Origin of the sequence: Mycobacterium bulgaricum (genome assembly GCF_041287165.2) — a bacterium.
Classification (GTDB): Bacteria; Actinomycetota; Actinomycetes; order Mycobacteriales; family Mycobacteriaceae; genus Mycobacterium; species Mycobacterium bulgaricum.
Window position 1 is genome coordinate 330,998 of record NZ_JBGGKV020000004.1, and the last position, 17,690, is coordinate 348,687.

Consider the following 17,690-nt stretch of genomic DNA (forward strand, 5'->3'; position numbering starts at 1 on the left):
TGTGACGGTCACTCCACGAGGCTCTGACCGAGATAGCCGCCTTCACCCGTACCTGGCAGGATTGCGAACACCGCTGACCCGATCGTCGTGACCCAGGGGTTGAGCGCGTCGGATTCGGCCAAGCGCCGCTGGACGGGGACGAACTGTCGCAACGGATCTCGCTGATAGCAGGCGAAGATCAAGCCGGCCTCGCTGACGGTGCCGGTCGGTGTGTCGTCGTAGTTGTACGCCCTCCGCAGGAAACGCTCGTCCTCAGAGCGGTGCCGTGCCAGCGCGACATGCGAATTCGGCGGGATGATCGGGATTCCGTTCTCCGTGGCCGCCAGATCGGGCTCGTCGAACTCATCGGTGCCTGTCAGCGGCGCACCGGTGTCGAGACGCCGGCCTACGGCCAATTCCTTGCTGGCGCGGTCGAGTTCGTCCCAGGTGTCCAATTCGGCGCGGATCCTGCGCAGGACCAGCACCGTACCGCCTGCGAACCAAGGCTGCCGCGAACCGTCGTCCCACACGCATCGAGCGAGCTCGGCGGATTCGCGGACGTTGGCGGTGCCGTCCACCTGGCCCATGAGATTGCGCATCGTCACTCCGGACCCGTCGGCGCCGCGCGCGGTTCGAAACCCGCGCTGCCGCCACCGCTGCGACGTCATCGCCCGCACGTTCTTGAGCAGCACACGCGCCGTGTGCGCGACGACAACGGGGTCGTCGGCGCAGATCTGCAGCAGCAGGTCACCTCCGGACCATCGCGGGTCGAGCCGGTCGGTGCCGAACGACGGCAGCTCGGTGACCGAGTCCGGGCGACGGTGCGGCAGGCCGATCAGATCGAACGCGCGTGGGCCGAGGCCCACCGTGATTGTCAGTCGGGCGGGTCGGTGGGCGAGTTCGGGTTCGGTGTCGGCGAGCGCCGGCCGGCCCTGGGTGAGCCTCGCCGCATCGGCGGTCCACAGTTTGAGCACCGCTGCGAGCGCGTCTCGTGGTTCGCGCGTACCGGGTTTCATATCCAGCGCAATCAGCAGGGCGTGCGCCTGGGGTGCAGTGGCGATGCCGGCCTGGTGCGGGCCGTGGAATGCCTCAGCGTCGGAGCCGAAACCGGCTGCCGGCGTGGCTGATTCGGCTGTGGCGCAGCTCGTCGCCGTCGCGGCGGCGGCGATCGCGGCGCCCCCGGTGAAGAGGCGGCGTCGGCTCAGGGCCCCGTTGCGTTCAGCCATGGGGGTGCCCGCCGGGGGAGTATTCCTCGTTTCCTCCGGCGAAGTCGCGTACCTGAGCGGTCACGGGAAGCGTCGAGCCATCCTCGAACGTGATCGTGATCGCAACGTCCGCTCCGGGCCGTAACGGCTCTCTGAGATCCATCAGCATGAGGTGATCACCGCCGGGCGCCAGGTCGTGGCTGCTGTCCGCAGCGATGGCGATGCCACCGTCTTTGGGCCGCATCACTCGGGTGCCGCCGTCCGCGGTGATCTCGTGGATTTCGACCACCCCTGCGACGGGGGACTCGCCGCCGACGATACGCACCTCGTGGCCACCGGCATTGGTGAGCGTGCCGAACATCGCCGTCATCCCCGAGTCCGCGGCGCGGGCCCACGGGTCGTCGAACGTCACCGATGACGCCATCGCCGGCGCTTCCCGGGTTTCCGTCGACGTACACGCCGGTGCGAGCATGGCAACGACGGCCAGCAGCGTGACGAGCGCCCTGTCACGCATGGGACCCCGCCTTCCGCCGCTTCAGGGCTCCGAGCACGACGTCGACGACGACGAACGCCACAAGCGTGAGGCCGAGTAGAGGCAGGAACCAGCCGACGGCCGCTACCGTCACGGCGACACCGGCTGTCGCGAGAGGATGCAGGCGCCGCACACTACCACGCACGGGCGGCCTCCCGACCGCCCAGCGCGAACCGCGAGTTGGTCTGCGCTGCCACCACATTCGGTATCCGCGGGCGATGACGGTCAGAAGTCCGACCGCGATACCGAGCAGCAGGAGCTGGTTGACCAGACCGAACAGGAAGCCCATGTGGGCGCGGATGCCCCAGTCGGCGAGCTTGGCGATCAACGAGTAGTCGCGCCAGTAATCGACTTCGCCGGTGATGGTGAGATCGCGGGGGTCGACCGACGCCGAGTTGGTCGTCCAGCGGAACGGCTCGTCGATCTCGGTGACCGTGACGCCCTGACCCGGCTCGGAGGGCAGCGTCAGCTCGACCGGTTGGTGCACACCCACCCCGGCGGCGGCGTCAAGCACGGCGGCGTAATCGACCGTGGCCGGGTCGGCCCCGCCCTGGCCGGCCGAATGCCCTGCGTGGCCGGCATGCTCGTCGCCGGAGAGTTCCGTATTCAATTGTGGGCGTTGCAAATTCAGTGCCGTACGGAGGTCGCTCACGTGCGCCCCCGCATAGGTGGACCAGGTGATCCCGGTGGCCGACAGGAACAGCAATCCGGCCAGAAGCCATACTCCCGTCGCTCCGTGCCAGTTGAGGGTGCGCGACCGCCCTGTCGTCGTGCGATCGACCGACAGGATGCGGGTCTTGCGGCCGCGGCGGCGGTCACCGGCAGCCTTGACCGACCACAGGTACAGGCCGCCGAGCGCAACCACCCACAGCCAGGACGCCGCGATCTCGCTGTAGATGCGGCCGGGCTCCCCGAGGTTGAGGTGGCGGTGCAAACCGTCCAGCCATGTGCTCAGTGGCAGGTAGCCCAGCCAGGTGATCTCTTCGCCGAGAATCCTTCCGGAGTAGGGGTCGACGAACACCGCGCGCAACAGTTCCTCGTCGAGCCCGGGATCGGCGAAGTAGACACGGGTGGACTCGTCCGATGCTGCCGGAGGTCGCATTCCGGTGATCGTCAGCCCCGGGTGGGCCGACAGCGCTGCGGCGACCTGCACGTCGAGGGGCACCGGCCTGTCGGCCGGTTCGACGCTCAGAACATCGCGGTAGACAAAACTTTCGATGGTCGGCGCGAGCGCATACAGCCCGCCGGTGAGGGCGGCGACGATGAGGAACGGTGCCACGAGGACACCGGCGTAGAAATGGAGCCGCACGACGAGCGCGCGCCAACGGTGCGCCGGAATCGCCTGTGGCGGCTGGGTTGAGGTGGGTTCGAGGGTGTCATCGGGAATGGTCATGCAGGAGGCCTTATCGGTCGTTGCGACGCTGAGTTCGCCGTCGGCGCACGCAGGCGCCACAGCGGGCAATCGCCGGGCAGCACGAGAATGCGCCGGCGCGAGAGGAATACGAAGGTGAAGCGGACCGTCAGACGGTCGCAAAACCCCGTGGCGGGGCGCGCATTCCCAGTCCGGTGACCAGAACAGGGCGGACGGCAACGACTTTGGTGGCGCGGCGTCGAACGCGGGGGACCGGCCGCGGCGCAGAACTTGCGAACAGTCGCAGCCAGCACAGCACCGAGGAGCAGACGACGTAGAGGTATTCGGCCGCCGAGATCGCCGCGCCGAGTATGACCGCCGCGGCCGTATGGGCCGCGATCATCGACGGCCCGGGTATGACGTCGAAGCCGTCAGGGTGATGACCGGTGACTGCGAGAGACGCGTGCCCGAGGAACTGCGCGGCGCCCAGGGCGGCGGTGGTGGCGGTCCAGCCGCAGACCCGCCCCTGAACGCGCACGCTCGCGGCAAGGGCGCCGACGGTGGCGCACAGCAGCAGGGTGAGTATCAGCGCGCTCCCGTGCGGGAGGCCGGCGCCCGCCGCAGCGTGCGCGCCGATGGTCATGACCGCCGAGGAGCCGCCGACCAGGGCGCCGCGGGCCCAGCGGGCCCGCGCCTTCGGCGTACGCATGCGCGAACCTTACCGCCCTTCTACTACAAGGACTAGTAGAGCGCGAACTAGGCGCCGGTATAGGTCTCCGGATCCGGACGGAACCGGGTGCCGTCGTCGAGCCCGTCAAGAGACGACATCTGCTCGTCGGTGAGTTCGAAGCCGAACACGTCGAAGTTGGACGCGATGCGCTCCGGCGATGACGAGCGCGGGATGACGATGTTGCCCAGCTGCAGGCTCCAGCGGATCAGCACCTGCGCCGGGGTCTTGGAGTGTGCCTCGGCGATGGCGGTCACGGCAGCGTTGTCGAGAAGGGCTCCGACGCCCAGCGGCCCGTAGGCCTCGGTCGCGATGCCGTGCCCGGCGTTGACCGCCCGCAGCTGTGCCTGGTTGAGCAGCGGGTGCAGCTCGATCTGGTTGACCGCCGGCGTGAAGAACGACAGGGAGATGAGGTCATCGAGGTGGTGGTCGTGGAAATTGCAGACACCGATCGAGCGGGCCAGCCCGACCTCCTTGGACTTCATCAGTCCGCCCCAGCTGTCGATGTGCTTGCCCTCGGATTCCGCGGGCCAGTGGATCAGGTACAGGTCCACATAGTCGAGACCGAGGCGTTCCAGGCTCGCCTTGATGGCGTCCTGCGACGACTGGAAACCCTGCTCGGCGGTGGCGAGCTTGGTCGTGATGAACAGTTCCTCGCGCGGCACACCCGACGCGGCGACGGCACGGCCGACCGCGGCCTCGTTGCCGTACGCGGCGGCGGTGTCGATCAGCCGGTAACCCGTCTCCAGCGCAGCCAGCACAGACCGCTCGGTCTCGGCGTCCGACAACTCACCCACACCGAGGCCGATCACCGGCATGGTGTTGTCGTCGTTGAGTGTGACGGTGGGGATCGATGCCGCCGACGTCATGTCACCTTCTTCTCTGAAGTGGGTTGCTGGCGACGACTATATTGCCGTCGGCTGTGTCTCCCTAATACCGGCCTGGCAACGCCGATGGCGTGCGCCACGCCGTAGGCTGGCGCGGAATTCGCGGTGACGACCACGAACAGGAGCTGCCATGACCGATATCGCCACCTCACCCCCGCCGGCGGCCGTATCCGCGCGCCGCACGGTGGGCACGGCCGAGAAGGTCGCGAACAGGGCCGCCGGACTCACTCTGCGCGGCTTGCCCCACATCCCTGAGGCCGTCAAGCGACTGATGCTCGGCGGACGGTCGATCACCGTGGACGGCAACACACTCGACACCACCCTGCATCTGATGCTGGCCGGTCAGCGTGCGCTCGGACTGGACGGACTGGTCGGCGACGACGACGTGGTCACGGCGCGGGCGCAGCTGGAACTCCTGTCGGCCAGCTTCAAACAACACATCCCGGTCGCGTCGGTGACGGATTTCACCGTCGCCGGCCCGGCAGGGCCGATCAAGGTACGCCATTACCGCACCGACCACGCCGATGCCCCGCTTCTGGTCTTCTTCCATGGCGGCGGTCATGCGATGGGCAGCATCGAGACCCATGACGACCTGTGCCGTGAGATCTGCCGCGGCGCCCGCCTGCACGTCCTGTCGGTGGACTACCGTCTCGCGCCCGAGCACAAGGCGCCCGCCGGCTGCGACGACGCGTACGCGGCCTACCTGTGGGCCGTCGACAACGCCGCCACGCTCGGCGCCGACCCGGCCCGCGTCGCGGTCGGCGGCGACAGCGCGGGCGGCAACCTGTCCGCGCTCGTGACGCAGCGGGCCAGGGACGACAGAGCGCCGCTGCCCGCGTTGCAGGTGCTGATCTACCCGGGCACGAACGCGGCCGCGCAGACCCGCTCCATGACGCTGTTCGCCAACGGATTCTTCCTGACCAGGCATGACATCGAGTGGTTCAAGACGACACACCTCGACGGCACCGGGATGAAGACCGACGATCCGCGGGTGTCGCCGATGCACGCCGACAATCTGTCCGGTTTGTCGCCCGCGCTGATCCTCACCGCGGGCTTCGATCCGTTGCGTGACGAGGGCCGGCAGTACGCGGAGGCGCTGCGTGCCGCGGGCACACCCGTCGACTACCGCGAATACGGCACCGTGGTGCACGGCTTCGCCAACTTTTTCGCACTCGGCGGTGACAGCGCCACGGCCACAGCCGACTTCATCTCCGCCATCCGAGCGCATCTGACCCGCGTCGGCTAAGCGGGCCCCGTGCCCCCGGTACTCTGTGTTCCGTGGCCACCAAACCCAAGAAGAACGCGCGCTACGACTTGAAGGCAGCCGACCGTAAGCGCAACCTGCTCGTCCAGATCGGTCTGACCGCCGTCGTCGTCGTCTTCGCGGTCAGCTTGGTGCTCTACATCGTGCTGTCCGCCGACGACAAGCCCACTGCCGGCGAGTCGCGCGCGATCCGGGTGGAGTCGGCCAGCCTGATCAAGAAGGAAGGTACCGACGAGCCCAAGGCCGTGGTGAGCATGTACGAGGACTTCCTGTGCCCCCACTGCGGCGCGTTCGAGCAGCAGTTCGGCCCCACGATCAACAAGCTCGTCGATGCCGGCGCGATCGCCGCGGACTACTACATGGTGGGCATCCTGGACCGGCCACAGAACCAGAACTACCCGGCGCGCGCCGGCGGCGCCGCGTACTGCGTCGCCGACGAATCGGTGGAGGCATTCCGCCGGTTCCATGCCGCGCTCTACGCCCAGCAGCCCGGCGAGACCGGCTCCAGCTACCCCGACAACGCCCGCCTCGTCGAGGTGGCCCGCCAGTCCGGCGCAGCGGGCGGAGTGCCCGACTGCATCAACAACGGCACCTACGTCGACCTGGTGAGCGGACTGGCCGGGGCGACGGGCATCAAGTCCACTCCGACGGTGCGCATCAACGGCGAGGACTACCAATACAGCACGCCGGACGCCCTGGTCGCCAAGATCAAGGAGATCGTCGGTGACGTGCCGGGTCTCGAAGCCGCCCCTCCGGCTCCTGAACCGCAGCCGGTTCCCGCGTCATGACGGTGACCGCGACCAGTTCGCCTGAGCACACCGATCCGGCGGCGGAGGAGTCGGCGAGGGTCGCGGTCCCCCGCAGCAGCGCCGTATGGGTGCTGATCGCCGGCGTCGTCGGCCTCGCCGCGGCGCTGACGCTGACGATCGAGAAGATCGAGCTGCTCATCAACCCGGACTACATCCCGTCGTGCAGCATCAACCCGGTGCTGTCCTGCGGTTCGGTGATGATCACGCCGCAGGCATCGCTGTTCGGCTTCCCCAATCCCTTGATCGGCATCGTGTCGTTCACCGTCGTCGTGGTTTCGGGAATCCTGGCGCTGGCCAAGGTGAATCTGCCCCGCTGGTACTGGGCCGGTCTGGCCGCAGGCACGCTGCTGGGCACCGTGTTCGTGCACTGGCTGATCTTCCAGAGCCTCTACCGCATCGGCGCGTTGTGCCCGTATTGCATGGTCGTGTGGGCAGTGACGATTCCGCTGCTGGTGGTCGTCGCCTCCATCGCCGTGCAACCCCAGCGCAGCGGCAATGCCCTGCTGCGGACACTGCACACCTGGCGCTGGTCGCTGGTCACCTTGTGGTTCACCGGCGTGCTGCTGCTGATCCTCGAACGCTTCTGGAACTACTGGTCGACGCTCATCTGATCGACCCGCAGGAACGGATCTGATCACAGCGCTCAGTCCGGCTCTGTGAGATTGACCAGCAAGGTTAAGGTGAACCGTGGCTGGTCGGATAACGAAGGTTCTTGTCGCCAACCGTGGTGAGATCGCGATTCGTGCGTTTCGCGCCGCCTACGAGATGGGCATCGCGACAGTGGCGGTCTACCCGCACGAGGACCGCAACTCACTGCACCGTCTGAAGGCTGACGAGTCCTATCAGATCGGTGACGTCGGACATCCGGTACGGGCGTACTTGTCTGTCGACGAGATCATGCGCGTCGCCACTGAAGCCGGTTGCGACGCGGTGTATCCGGGATACGGGTTCCTCTCCGAGAACCCGGAACTGGCCGCCGCGTGTGCGGCGGCGGGCATCACCTTCGTCGGGCCGAGCTCGCAGGTGCTGGAATTGACGGGCAACAAGGCGCGCGCGATCGCCGCGGCCCGTTCCGCAGGCCTGCCGGTGCTGGCGTCGTCGGAGCCGTCGGCGTCTGTCGACGAGCTGGTTGCCGCGGCAGAGTCGATGGAATTCCCGGTGTTCGTCAAGGCCGTCTCCGGCGGCGGCGGACGCGGCATGCGCCGCGTGAGCGAGCGGGGTGCCCTGGCCGAGGCGATCGAAGCGGCCAGCCGCGAAGCGGAGTCGGCGTTCGGCGACGCCACGGTGTATCTGGAGCAGGCGGTGTTGAACCCGCGCCACATCGAGGTCCAGATCCTCGCGGATGCCGACGGCAACGTCATGCACCTGTTCGAGCGTGACTGCAGCGTGCAGCGCAGGCACCAGAAGGTCATCGAGCTCGCCCCGGCACCGAACCTCTCCGAGGAGCTACGGCAGAAGATCTGTGCCGACGCAGTCGCTTTCGCGCGCGAGATCGACTACACGTGCGCGGGCACCGTCGAATTCCTGCTCGACGAACGCGGCCATCACGTGTTCATCGAGTGCAATCCGCGCATCCAGGTGGAGCACACCGTCACCGAAGAGATCACCGACGTCGACCTGGTGGCCAGCCAGCTGCGTATCGCGTCGGGGGAGAACCTGGCCGATCTGGGCCTCAACCAGGACGATCTCGTGATCCGTGGGGCGGCGATGCAATGCCGGATCACCACCGAGGACCCGGCCAACGGATTCCGGCCCGATACGGGCCGGATCACGGCCTACCGCTCGCCGGGCGGCGCGGGGATCCGGCTGGACGGCGGCGCTGTGCTCGGTGCCGAGATCGGCGCGCACTTCGACTCGATGCTCGTCAAACTGACCTGCCGCGGAAGGGATTTCGCAACGGCAGTGGCGCGCGCCCACCGTGCCCTCGCCGAGTTCCGGGTGCGCGGCGTCTCCACGAACATCCCGTTCCTGCAGGCCGTCATCGACGACCCGGACTTTCGCGCCGGCCGCATCAACACGTCGTTCATCGACGAACGGCCGCAGCTACTGACGTCGCACACGCCGGCCGATCGTGGCACCAAGATTCTCAACTACCTGGCCGACGTCACGGTGAACCAGCAGCACGGCCCCCGCACGTCGACGGTGTACCCGCAGGACAAGCTGCCCGACATCGACCTCGACTCCATGCCACCCCGCGGCAGCAAGCATCTGCTCTCCGAGGTGGGACCGGAGGCCTTCGCGCGATGGATGCGCGAGTCGAAATCCGTCGGCATCACCGACACCACGTTCCGCGATGCACACCAGTCACTGCTCGCCACCCGAATCCGCACCTCGGGTCTGCTGATGGTCGCGCCGTACATCGCCCGTATGACCCCGCAGCTGCTCTCGATCGAATGCTGGGGCGGCGCAACCTATGACGTCGCGCTGCGCTTCCTCAAGGAGGATCCGTGGGACCGCCTCGCCGCACTGCGCGAGGCCGTGCCCAACATCTGTCTGCAGATGCTGCTGCGCGGTCGTAACACCGTCGGCTACACGCCGTACCCGGAATCGGTGACCCACGCTTTCGTCCAGGAGGCCACGGCGACCGGAATCGACATCTACCGCATCTTCGACGCCCTCAACAACGTCGACTCGATGCGCCCGGCGATCGACGCCGTGCGCGAAACCGGAACGGCCGTCGCCGAAGTCGCGATGTCCTACACCGGCGATCTGTCCGATCCGGGGGAGAACCTCTACACGCTGGACTACTACCTCAAGCTGGCCGAGCAGATCGTCGACGCGGGCGCGCACGTGCTCGGCATCAAGGACATGGCCGGTCTGTTGCGCCCGCAGGCCGCCGACATGCTCCTGCGCGCGCTGCGCAGCCGCTTCGACCTGCCTGTGCACGTGCACACCCACGACACCCCGGGCGGGCAGTTGGCCACCTACCTGGCGGCCTGGCAGGCCGGCGCGAGTGCCGTCGACGGCGCGTCGTCGCCGCTGGCAGGGACGACGAGCCAGCCTGCACTGAGTTCGATCGTCGCGGCCACCGCGCACACCGAATACGACACCGGGCTGTCGTTGGCGGCGGTGTGCGACCTCGAGCCGTACTGGGAAGCGCTGCGAAAGGTGTACGCCCCCTTCGATGTTGCCCTGGCGGGCCCGACCACGCCCACGGGACGGGTGTATCACCACGAAATTCCCGGGGGGCAATTGTCCAACCTGCGGCAGCAGGCCATCGCGCTCGGGCTCGGCGACCGCTTCGAGGAGATCGAGACCAGCTACGCCGCGGCCGACCGGATCCTCGGCCGCCTGGTCAAGGTCACCCCGTCCTCGAAAGTCGTCGGCGACCTGGCGCTGGCGCTGGTCGGCGCGGGAGTGTCCGCCGACGAATTCGCCTCCGAGCCGCAGCGTTACGACATCCCGGATTCGGTGATCGGGTTTTTGCGCGGTGAACTGGGTGACCCGCCTGGTGGCTGGCCGGAACCGCTGCGGACCAAGGCGCTTGCCGGACGCGCGCCCGCCAAACCGCAGGAGGATCTTTCCGCGGAGGACACGGCGGCACTCGCCAAGGCGGGCCCGGAGCGCCAGGCGACGCTGAACAGGTTGTTGTTCCCCGGTCCGACAAAGGAATTCGAGGCGCATCGCGAGCTCTACGGCGACACATCGACGCTGTCGGCCAACCAGTTCTTCTACGGCCTGCGCCACGGCGACGAGCATCGCGTTCAGCTCGAGCGGGGTGTGGAACTGCTGATCGGTCTCGAGGCGATCTCGGACCCCGACGAGCGCGGTATGCGCACAGTGATGTGCATCCTCAACGGACAACTCAGGCCGGTCGTGGTGCGTGACCGCAGTGTGGCCAGCGACGTGCCCGCCGCCGAAAAGGCCGACAGGACCAACCCCGACCACGTCGCGGCCCCGTTCGCGGGAGTCGTCACGGTCAGCGTGGCCGAGGGCGACGCCGTCGAAGCGGGGCAGACCATCGCGACCATCGAGGCGATGAAGATGGAGGCCGCGATCACCGCGCCCAAGGGGGGCACCGTCGGCCGCGTCGCCGTCGCGGCGACCGCGCAGGTCGAAGGCGGAGATCTTCTGGTGGTCATCGGTTCGGCGAGCAGCGGCGAAGCGACCGGGGACGAATCCTGACCCGGATCGTCGCCGGCTCTTTCGGGGGCCGCCGGATCGCGGTGCCGCAGCAGAAGTCGGGCCGGGGCACCCGGCCGACGACGGACCGGGTGCGCGAAGCTCTGTTCAATCTGCTGTCGGCGCGGATGGACTTTAGCGGCATCAGCGTGCTCGATCTCTACGCGGGCTCTGGCGCGCTCGGTTTGGAGGCGCTGTCCCGAGGAGCCGCGACGGCGCTGTTCGTGGAATCCGATCCGCGCGCAGCAGCGGTGATCGAGCAGAACATCGCGGCCCTCGGTGCGACCGGTGCGGTGGTGCGGCGGGGAAACGTGGCGGCCGTCCTGGCCGCGGGCGCGGCGAGGGCCGTCGATCTCGTACTCGCCGACCCGCCTTACGACGTCGGCGCTACCCATGTCGCCGAGGTCGTGATGACGCTCGGATCTGCCGGGTGGGCGGGGCGGGGGACCGTCGCCGTCGTCGAACGTCCGGCATCCGGTGCCGCGATCGACTGGCCCGACGGATGGTCGGTGTGGAAGTCACGCAAATACGGCGACACCCGCATCGAGCTGGCCTCCGTCAGCGACTGATCGAGAGCAGGAGACGCACCAGCTCGGACTGCCGATGCGTACCTGTCTTGGCGAAGACGTGCTGCACATGGGTTTTGACGGTCGCCGGCGAAACAGACAGTTCCTCGGCTATCGCGCGGATTCCCTCTCCGCGTAGCACGTGGGTCGCGACGAGCGCTTCGCTGTGCGTGAGCTCGTAGAGCCGGCGCAGCATGGCGATCGGCGGTTCAGGAATCAGCTCTGGATCGATGACGACCGCCACGGCGCACCCAGTCATGCCGTCGTCATCTGACGGCAGGACGTGCACCACGTAGGGACGCAATCCCGAAGGCCGAGGACACAGCAGCGAATCGCCGCGGCGAACCCTGTCACCGGTGTGCCCCAGAGCCCCGGCGACCCCTCGCGCGAGCCTCCGTGCGGCGACGGGGTCTGAGGCCGAGAGTGCACCCGAGTGCAGCGCGATCCCATCGGCGTCGCGGACCATCCGCTCGGCGGCGTGGTTGATCTGCTGCACAACACTATTCATTCCGATGACAACAACCCCGTGGCGCACGGTGTCAATCACCGAAACCAAGGCTTCGCGGCCGACGGCATGGTTGCGCAGGGAGCGTTCGGTTCGCAGCGCCTGCTGCAGGTGAGGGATGAAGCTGTCGAGCAACGCGGTGCGCTCAGGTGTGTCGAAATCGTCGCGGGTGCGGTCTCCGGCGACAAGGAAGCTCGTGGTGTGACCGGCTCCCGAGAGCCGAACGAAGAGGCCGTCATTGAGGTGGTTGGGCCGCATCCAATCGGCGTCGAACTCCGATCGCGGCTGCAGTTCGATCAATTCGCGGCCGCCTCGGACCAACCCGACAGGGCTGTGCTCGACCGCTGACAAGACGTAGTCGATCGTCCGGTAGTAGCCCACGTAGGTTGCGGCGGCATCGTCGGAGAGGTTGGCACTCTTCACGACTCGGTCGACGCCGTCGTTTTCGATCATCGCGGCCGTGAGACCTCCGAATACGGCGCGTATCTCGGCCATGGCCGAAGCCCACCTGTCCGGTGCGGCCGCCGCGCCGTAGACGCCGGACACCATGCGCGAGAAATCCTCGATCGCCACCATCACAGATACCCCCCGGACTGCTGGTAGTGAAGTGACTGTAATCCGTATTCGCTGCTTTCGTGCGGAACACCGATCTCATCCGTTCGGTTGACGACGTGCCCGCCGATACGTTGTTGGCTGTCCGCTATGCCGATTTCGACGACGGTCCAAGAGCCGGCGATCCACTCGCTGCCGCCGGTACCCCGCAATCCGCTGCCGCGGCGGCGACAGATAGAAGCGGTGCGCAACTTTCACACAGGGCCCGAGGTGCTTCGCGATGCCGGAGGCCCGGTGACCCGGCTGGAGCTCGCCCCGCGGTGGTTGATGCCTCCGGTGGTGGTCGCGACCTCGCCACGTGGCATCCGTGACATCCTGGGCCGTCCCGGCACAGTGGTCGACAAGACGGTCTTGCACGCCGAGATGCGACACCTGTTGGGCAACAACCTCTTCGACCTGGAGCACGACGATTGGCTGCCACGGCGACGTGCCGTGCAATCGGTGTTCACCAAGAAGCGGGTGGCGGAGTTCGGCAGCCACATGGCTCAGGCGGCCGAGACGATCTCCGGCGGGTGGTCCGACCGCGCCGAGATCGATCTCGACGGGCAGTGTCGTCGGCTCACGCTGCGGGCGCTCGGGCGGTCGGTGCTGGGCGTCGGTCTCGACGAGAAGGCTGATTCGATCGCGGCTCCGATCGAGATTGCGCTGTCGTATCTGGCGAACCGGACTGCGTCGCCCATCAGACCGCCGCGCTGGCTGCCGACACCTGCACGGCGCCGGGCACGGGCGGCCGGCGCCGTCCTGCGTGAACTTGCCGCCAGCATTGTGCAGGCGTGCCGGGAGGATCCGTCGCACGACGCGGCGCTGGTGCGCGCGATGATGGACGCCGTCGATCCGAACACCGGTGCGCCGTTGTCCGACCACGAGATCGCCGATGATCTGGTGGCCTTCATGATTGCCGGACACGACACCACTGCAACGACACTCGCCTACGCCCTCTGGCAGTTGGGCAGGCATCCGGAGTTGCAGGACAAGGTTATGGCCGAGGCTGTCGCGGTGGGGGACTGCGGCAGCCTCGGCCCAGCCGACGTCGCGCAGCTCGGATACACGGTCGCCGTGCTGCGCGAAGCGCTGCGGCTCTGTCCGCCGGCCCCGGCCACCAGCCGGGTAGCGCTGCACGACATGGCGATTGACGGCCATCGAGTCGACGCGGGCACCATGCTGCTCGTCGGCATCTATGCGGTGCAGCGTGATCCGGCGCTGTGGGACGACCCGCTGACGTTCGATCCCGATCGGTTCGCCGACGGCGCGGCCACGCGGCACAACCGCTGGCAGTACCTGCCCTTCGGGGCGGGGCAGCGGTCGTGCATCGGAGACCATTTCGCCATGCTCGAAGCGACACTGGCGTTGGCCACCATCGTGCGTGATATCGAGATAACCTCTCTGGCAACGCGATTCCCGGTAGAGGTGCCGTTCACGATGGTCGCGGCAGGGCCCGTCGGCGCGCGGGTGCGTCGCCGCCGAAACGCCTAGCGCGCTCGCTCGCCTGCTACGGTCACACCTCATGAGCGGTGCGGTGTGTCCAGGATCTTTCGATCCGGTGACCTTGGGTCACGTCGACATCTTCGAGCGGGCGGCTGCCCAATTCGACGAACTCGTCGTGGCCGTCATGGTCAACCCGAACAAGAAGGGCATGTTCACCCTCGACGAGCGGATCGGGTTGATCGAGGAGTCCACCACACACCTGCCGAATGTGCGTGTCGAATCGGGGCAGGGCCTCATCGTCGACTTCGTCCGGCAGCGGGGGCTCACCGCGATCGTCAAGGGGCTCCGCACCGGCGCGGACTTCGAGTACGAGCTGCAGATGGCGCAGATGAACAAGCACGTGGCCGGCGTGGACACCTTCTTCGTCGCCACCACGCCCCGGTATTCGTTCGTGTCGTCGTCCTTGGCCAAGGAGGTCGCAACCCTCGGCGGCGACGTGTCGGCGTTACTGCCCGCGCCGGTCAATGCGCGCCTGACGGAGAAGCTGGCCGAACGGGGCTGAGCCCGCATCGAGGGTGCCGGCCGGATCCGGCTTTCGCACTATTCGTACGCGACACACCGGCTGCGAAATCGAGTCACAGGCGTAACACCAGGCACACTGGTCACTGTCAACTAGGCCTGGAGGGTGTCGCCGTGTACCGAGTTTTTGAAGCTCTCGATGAATTGGGTGCGATCGTCGAAGAAGCCCGCGGTGTGCCGATGACGGCCGGCTGCGTGGTGCCCCGCGGTGATGTCCTCGAATTGATCGACGACATCAAGGACGCGATCCCGGGAGAGCTCGACGACGCCCAGGACGTCCTCGACGCGCGTGACTCCGTGCTGCGCGAGGCGAAGGAGCACGCCGAGTCGATGGTGTCGACGGCCAACGCCGAGGCCGATTCGATGGTCAACCATGCCAGGGCGGAAGCCGACCGACTGCTCGCCGATGCCAAGTCGCAGGCCGACCGGATGGTCGCCGAGGCACGCCAGCACAGCGAGCGCATGGTCACCGAGGCGCGCGACGAGGCTGCCCGGCTCAACGCAACGGCCAAGCGGGAGTACGAGGCCAGCACGGGGCGCGCGAAGTCCGAGGCCGACCGGCTCATCGAGAGCGGCAATCTGGCTTACGAGAAGGCGGTCCAGGAAGGCATCAAGGAGCAGCAGCGCCTGGTGTCGCAGACCGAGGTCGTCGCGACCGCCACTGCCGAGGCCACCCGGATGATCGACTCTGCCCACGCCGAAGCCGACCGGCTCCGCGGGGAATGCGACATCTACGTCGACAGCAAGCTGGCGGAGTTCGAGGACTTCCTCAACGGCACGATCCGGTCGGTCGGCCGCGGCCGTCATCAGCTGCGCACGTCGGCGGGCATGCACGATTACGCGGCCCGGTAACCCCCTGCGACCTCAAGACAGGCACGGCCGAAGATCTGTAGCTGAGGTGACCGTACGATACGGGCATGGCGACGCACGTTAACGCGGCGGCGCACCGAAATTCACGGTCGCCCCTGGTGATCGACATCTCCCGGCTCGGTCGGCGTCCGGGTTCGATGATCACCGTCGAATCCACCGTTCCCAGTCCCGCGCGCATCGGGGTCGAGTTGATCGCGATCGACGAAGGCGCTCCGATGGAGCTCAACCTGCGCCTGGAGTCCGTGTCGGAGGGGGTGTTGGTGACCGGCACCGTGTCAGCCCCCACCTCCGGTGAATGCGCACGCTGCCTGCGGCCCATAACCGGTGAGGTGGAGATCGACCTCACCGAACTGTTCGCCTATCCGGACAGCACCACCGATGAGACGACCGAAGCCGACGAGGTCCCCCGCGTGGGTCGCGACGGCGGTGCCGAGACCGTCGATCTCGAGCAGCCGATCATCGACGCCGTCGGGCTCGCGCTGCCGTTCTCGCCGCTGTGTGGTCCGGATTGTGCGGGGCTGTGCGCCGACTGCGGGGTGCCGCTGGCCGATGCCGAGCCCGGCCACCACCACGAGAAGATCGATCCGCGGTGGGCCAAGCTGGCCGAGCTTCGCGAGCAGAGTGCCACCGAGGACGACTCGTGACGGTCGACCGCGCGCTTCTGCTCGAAGCGCTCGGGGTCGAGCTGCCCGAGGAGTTGTTGACCACTGCGCTGACCCACCGCAGCTACTCCTACGAGAACGGCGGCGTGCCCACCAACGAGCGCCTGGAATTCCTCGGCGATTCGGTGCTGGGGCTCACGATCACCGAAGAGCTCTACCACCGGCACCCCGACCGTTCCGAAGGTGATCTGGCCAAGCTGCGTGCCAGCATCGTCAACACGCAGGCACTGGCCGACGTCGGCCGCCACCTGACGACCCACGGCCTCGGCGCCTACCTGCTCCTCGGCAGGGGTGAGGAGAACTCCGGCGGCGCCGGCAAGTCGAGCATCCTGGCCGACGGTGTCGAATCACTGTTGGGCGCAATCTATCTGGAGCATGGGGTGGAGGTCGCCAGGGAGGTCATCCTGCGGTTGTTCGCCGCCCTGTTGGACACCGCGCCGACGCTCGGCGCAGGATTGGACTGGAAGAGCAGCCTGCAGGAGTTGACGGCGTCGCGGGGGTTGGGGGCGCCGGCGTATCTGGTGACGTCGACGGGGCCCGACCACGACAAGGAGTTCACCGCCGTCGTGCTGATCGGGGAGACGGAGTACGGCCGCGGCGTTGGCAGGACCAAGAAAGAGGCCGAGCTCAAAGCCGCGGCGGCGGCGTGGAACGCGCTGATGTCGCAACAGGATGCCTGAACTCCCCGAGGTCGAGGTCGTGCGTCGGGGCTTGGCCGAGCACGTCACCGACAAGACGATCACCGCTGTGCGCGTACATCATCCGCGTGCGGTGCGACGTCACGAGGCCGGGCCCGCAGACCTGACCGCACGACTGCTGGACTCGACGATCACCGGAACGGGCAGGCGCGGGAAGTACCTGTGGCTGACGCTCTCGGACCAGAACGCGTTGGTGGTCCACCTCGGGATGAGTGGCCAGATGCTGCTCGGTGAGGTGCCCAACGAGAACCATCTGCGCATCGCCGCCCTGCTCGACGACGGCACCACGCTGAGCTTCGTCGACCAGCGCACGTTCGGCGGATGGATGCTCGCCGACCTCGTCGACGTCGACGGCACCGATGTCCCGGCCCCCGTCGCGCACATTGCCCGCGACCCGCTGGATCCGCTCTTCGACCGGGGTGCAGTGGTGAACGTGTTGCGGCGCAAGCACTCTGAGATCAAGCGTCAGCTCCTCGACCAGACTGTCGTCTCGGGGATCGGCAACATCTACGCCGACGAGTCGTTGTGGCGCGCGAAGATCAACGGCGCGCGGCTGGCGTCGGGAATCTCGAAGGCCAAGCTCGCCCAGCTGCTCGATGCGGCCGCCGAGGTGATGACCGACGCGCTGGGGCAGGGAGGCACGTCCTTCGACTCGCTGTACGTCAACGTCAACGGCGAGTCCGGCTACTTCGACCGCTCGCTGGACGCCTACGGCCGCGAGGGCGAACCGTGCCGGCGCTGCGGCGCGATCATGCGTCGCGACAAGTTCATGAACCGCTCGTCGTTCTACTGCCCGCGCTGCCAGCCCCGCCCGCGCGTCTGACTTTCGCCGAACTGAGATTCCGGGCTGCGAAATGCGCCGATTTCACGACCGGGAATCTCAGTTCGGCGGACGTT

General features: G+C 67.6%; 17 protein-coding genes. 11 read left to right on the forward strand and 6 right to left on the reverse strand.

Annotation, left to right across the window (positions count from 1 at the left end; translation table 11 throughout):
• Positions 1 to 8: 8 nt before the first annotated feature.
• The 5 genes from ACAG24_RS14725 to ACAG24_RS14745 form a co-directional block, all read right to left on the reverse strand.
• Complete coding sequence (locus tag ACAG24_RS14725) at positions 9 to 1,205, reverse strand: Dyp-type peroxidase (RefSeq protein WP_370472957.1); 1,197 nt, start codon at positions 1,203 to 1,205, stop codon at positions 9 to 11.
• Positions 1,198 to 1,698 (reverse strand): copper chaperone PCu(A)C, encoded by a 501-nt coding sequence (locus tag ACAG24_RS14730; protein WP_370472958.1) that lies wholly within the window; start codon positions 1,696 to 1,698, stop codon positions 1,198 to 1,200. Before ACAG24_RS14730 ends, ACAG24_RS14725 begins: the two co-directional genes overlap by 8 nt.
• Positions 1,691 to 3,109: a PepSY-associated TM helix domain-containing protein gene (locus ACAG24_RS14735; protein ID WP_370472959.1), complete on the reverse strand. Its 1,419-nt coding sequence runs from the start codon at positions 3,107 to 3,109 to the stop codon at positions 1,691 to 1,693. Before ACAG24_RS14735 ends, ACAG24_RS14730 begins: the two co-directional genes overlap by 8 nt.
• Positions 3,110 to 3,236: 127 nt before the next feature.
• Positions 3,237 to 3,776, reverse strand: coding sequence for a hypothetical protein (locus ACAG24_RS14740; protein WP_370472960.1), 540 nt, complete (start codon positions 3,774 to 3,776; stop codon positions 3,237 to 3,239).
• Between the two features lie 47 nt (positions 3,777 to 3,823).
• Positions 3,824 to 4,663, reverse strand: coding sequence for an aldo/keto reductase (locus tag ACAG24_RS14745; protein ID WP_370472961.1), 840 nt, complete (start codon positions 4,661 to 4,663; stop codon positions 3,824 to 3,826).
• A 148-nt stretch (positions 4,664 to 4,811) separates the two neighbouring features.
• Between ACAG24_RS14745 and ACAG24_RS14750 the strand changes: the two genes are divergently transcribed.
• The 5 genes from ACAG24_RS14750 to rsmD all read left to right on the forward strand — a co-directional run bounded on the left by ACAG24_RS14750 (position 4,812) and on the right by rsmD (position 11,445).
• Entirely contained in the window at positions 4,812 to 5,927 is a 1,116-nt protein-coding gene (locus ACAG24_RS14750) for an alpha/beta hydrolase (RefSeq protein WP_370472962.1), read from the forward strand.
• A gap of 32 nt (positions 5,928 to 5,959) precedes the next feature.
• The gene (locus ACAG24_RS14755) at positions 5,960 to 6,733 is read left to right on the forward strand and encodes a DsbA family protein (protein ID WP_370472963.1); all 774 of its coding nucleotides are present in this window, start codon (positions 5,960 to 5,962) and stop codon (positions 6,731 to 6,733) included.
• Positions 6,730 to 7,365 (forward strand): vitamin K epoxide reductase family protein, encoded by a 636-nt coding sequence (locus ACAG24_RS14760; RefSeq protein WP_370472964.1) that lies wholly within the window; start codon positions 6,730 to 6,732, stop codon positions 7,363 to 7,365. The genes ACAG24_RS14755 and ACAG24_RS14760 overlap by 4 nt, the downstream gene beginning before the upstream one ends.
• A 76-nt stretch (positions 7,366 to 7,441) precedes the next feature.
• Positions 7,442 to 10,879 (forward strand): pyruvate carboxylase, encoded by a 3,438-nt coding sequence (locus tag ACAG24_RS14765; RefSeq protein WP_445206194.1) that lies wholly within the window; start codon positions 7,442 to 7,444, stop codon positions 10,877 to 10,879.
• Positions 10,876 to 11,445: a 16S rRNA (guanine(966)-N(2))-methyltransferase RsmD gene (gene rsmD, locus ACAG24_RS14770; RefSeq protein WP_370473088.1), complete on the forward strand. Its 570-nt coding sequence runs from the start codon at positions 10,876 to 10,878 to the stop codon at positions 11,443 to 11,445. The genes ACAG24_RS14765 and rsmD overlap by 4 nt, the downstream gene beginning before the upstream one ends.
• Here rsmD and ACAG24_RS14775 read toward each other — a convergent pair.
• Positions 11,435 to 12,523, reverse strand: a complete 1,089-nt coding sequence (locus tag ACAG24_RS14775; protein WP_370472965.1) for a helix-turn-helix transcriptional regulator — start codon at positions 12,521 to 12,523, stop codon at positions 11,435 to 11,437. The two genes, rsmD and ACAG24_RS14775, sit on opposite strands and share 11 nt — an antisense overlap.
• A gap of 126 nt (positions 12,524 to 12,649) precedes the next feature.
• On the opposite strand from ACAG24_RS14775, the gene ACAG24_RS14780 reads away from it, so the two are divergent.
• From ACAG24_RS14780 to mutM, 6 genes are all read left to right on the forward strand, one after another.
• A complete protein-coding gene (locus ACAG24_RS14780; RefSeq protein WP_370472966.1) occupies positions 12,650 to 14,032 on the forward strand; it encodes a cytochrome P450 in 1,383 nt (460 codons plus the stop codon).
• A 31-nt stretch (positions 14,033 to 14,063) separates the two neighbouring features.
• Entirely contained in the window at positions 14,064 to 14,546 is a 483-nt protein-coding gene (coaD, locus tag ACAG24_RS14785; RefSeq protein ID WP_370472967.1) for a pantetheine-phosphate adenylyltransferase, read from the forward strand.
• 131 nt (positions 14,547 to 14,677) lie between these two features.
• Complete coding sequence (gene sepIVA, locus ACAG24_RS14790) at positions 14,678 to 15,415, forward strand: cell division protein SepIVA (RefSeq protein ID WP_370472968.1); 738 nt, start codon at positions 14,678 to 14,680, stop codon at positions 15,413 to 15,415.
• Between the two features lie 65 nt (positions 15,416 to 15,480).
• Positions 15,481 to 16,077 (forward strand): YceD family protein, encoded by a 597-nt coding sequence (locus ACAG24_RS14795; protein ID WP_370472969.1) that lies wholly within the window; start codon positions 15,481 to 15,483, stop codon positions 16,075 to 16,077.
• Positions 16,074 to 16,775 (forward strand): ribonuclease III, encoded by a 702-nt coding sequence (gene rnc / locus ACAG24_RS14800; RefSeq protein ID WP_370472970.1) that lies wholly within the window; start codon positions 16,074 to 16,076, stop codon positions 16,773 to 16,775. Before ACAG24_RS14795 ends, rnc begins: the two co-directional genes overlap by 4 nt.
• Positions 16,768 to 17,616, forward strand: coding sequence for a bifunctional DNA-formamidopyrimidine glycosylase/DNA-(apurinic or apyrimidinic site) lyase (mutM, locus tag ACAG24_RS14805; RefSeq protein WP_370472971.1), 849 nt, complete (start codon positions 16,768 to 16,770; stop codon positions 17,614 to 17,616). The genes rnc and mutM overlap by 8 nt, the downstream gene beginning before the upstream one ends.
• Positions 17,617 to 17,690: the final 74 nt, after the last annotated feature.

Excerpts from the sequence above, each read along its gene's own strand:
- ACAG24_RS14725 (WP_370472957.1), bottom strand. The coding sequence starts at position 1,205 with ATGGCTGAACGCAACGGGGCCCTGAGCCGACGCCGCCTCTTCACCGGG.
- ACAG24_RS14730 (WP_370472958.1), bottom strand. The coding sequence starts at position 1,698 with ATGCGTGACAGGGCGCTCGTCACGCTGCTGGCCGTCGTTGCCATGCTC.
- ACAG24_RS14735 (WP_370472959.1), bottom strand. The coding sequence starts at position 3,109 with ATGACCATTCCCGATGACACCCTCGAACCCACCTCAACCCAGCCGCCA.
- ACAG24_RS14740 (WP_370472960.1), bottom strand. The coding sequence starts at position 3,776 with ATGCGTACGCCGAAGGCGCGGGCCCGCTGGGCCCGCGGCGCCCTGGTC.
- ACAG24_RS14745 (WP_370472961.1), bottom strand. The coding sequence starts at position 4,663 with ATGACGTCGGCGGCATCGATCCCCACCGTCACACTCAACGACGACAAC.
- ACAG24_RS14750 (WP_370472962.1), top strand. The coding sequence starts at position 4,812 with ATGACCGATATCGCCACCTCACCCCCGCCGGCGGCCGTATCCGCGCGC.
- ACAG24_RS14760 (WP_370472964.1), top strand. The coding sequence starts at position 6,730 with ATGACGGTGACCGCGACCAGTTCGCCTGAGCACACCGATCCGGCGGCG.
- ACAG24_RS14775 (WP_370472965.1), bottom strand. The coding sequence starts at position 12,523 with ATGGTGGCGATCGAGGATTTCTCGCGCATGGTGTCCGGCGTCTACGGC.
- ACAG24_RS14780 (WP_370472966.1), top strand. The coding sequence starts at position 12,650 with ATGCCGATTTCGACGACGGTCCAAGAGCCGGCGATCCACTCGCTGCCG.
- coaD (WP_370472967.1), top strand. The coding sequence starts at position 14,064 with ATGAGCGGTGCGGTGTGTCCAGGATCTTTCGATCCGGTGACCTTGGGT.
- ACAG24_RS14795 (WP_370472969.1), top strand. The coding sequence starts at position 15,481 with ATGGCGACGCACGTTAACGCGGCGGCGCACCGAAATTCACGGTCGCCC.
- mutM (WP_370472971.1), top strand. The coding sequence starts at position 16,768 with ATGCCTGAACTCCCCGAGGTCGAGGTCGTGCGTCGGGGCTTGGCCGAG.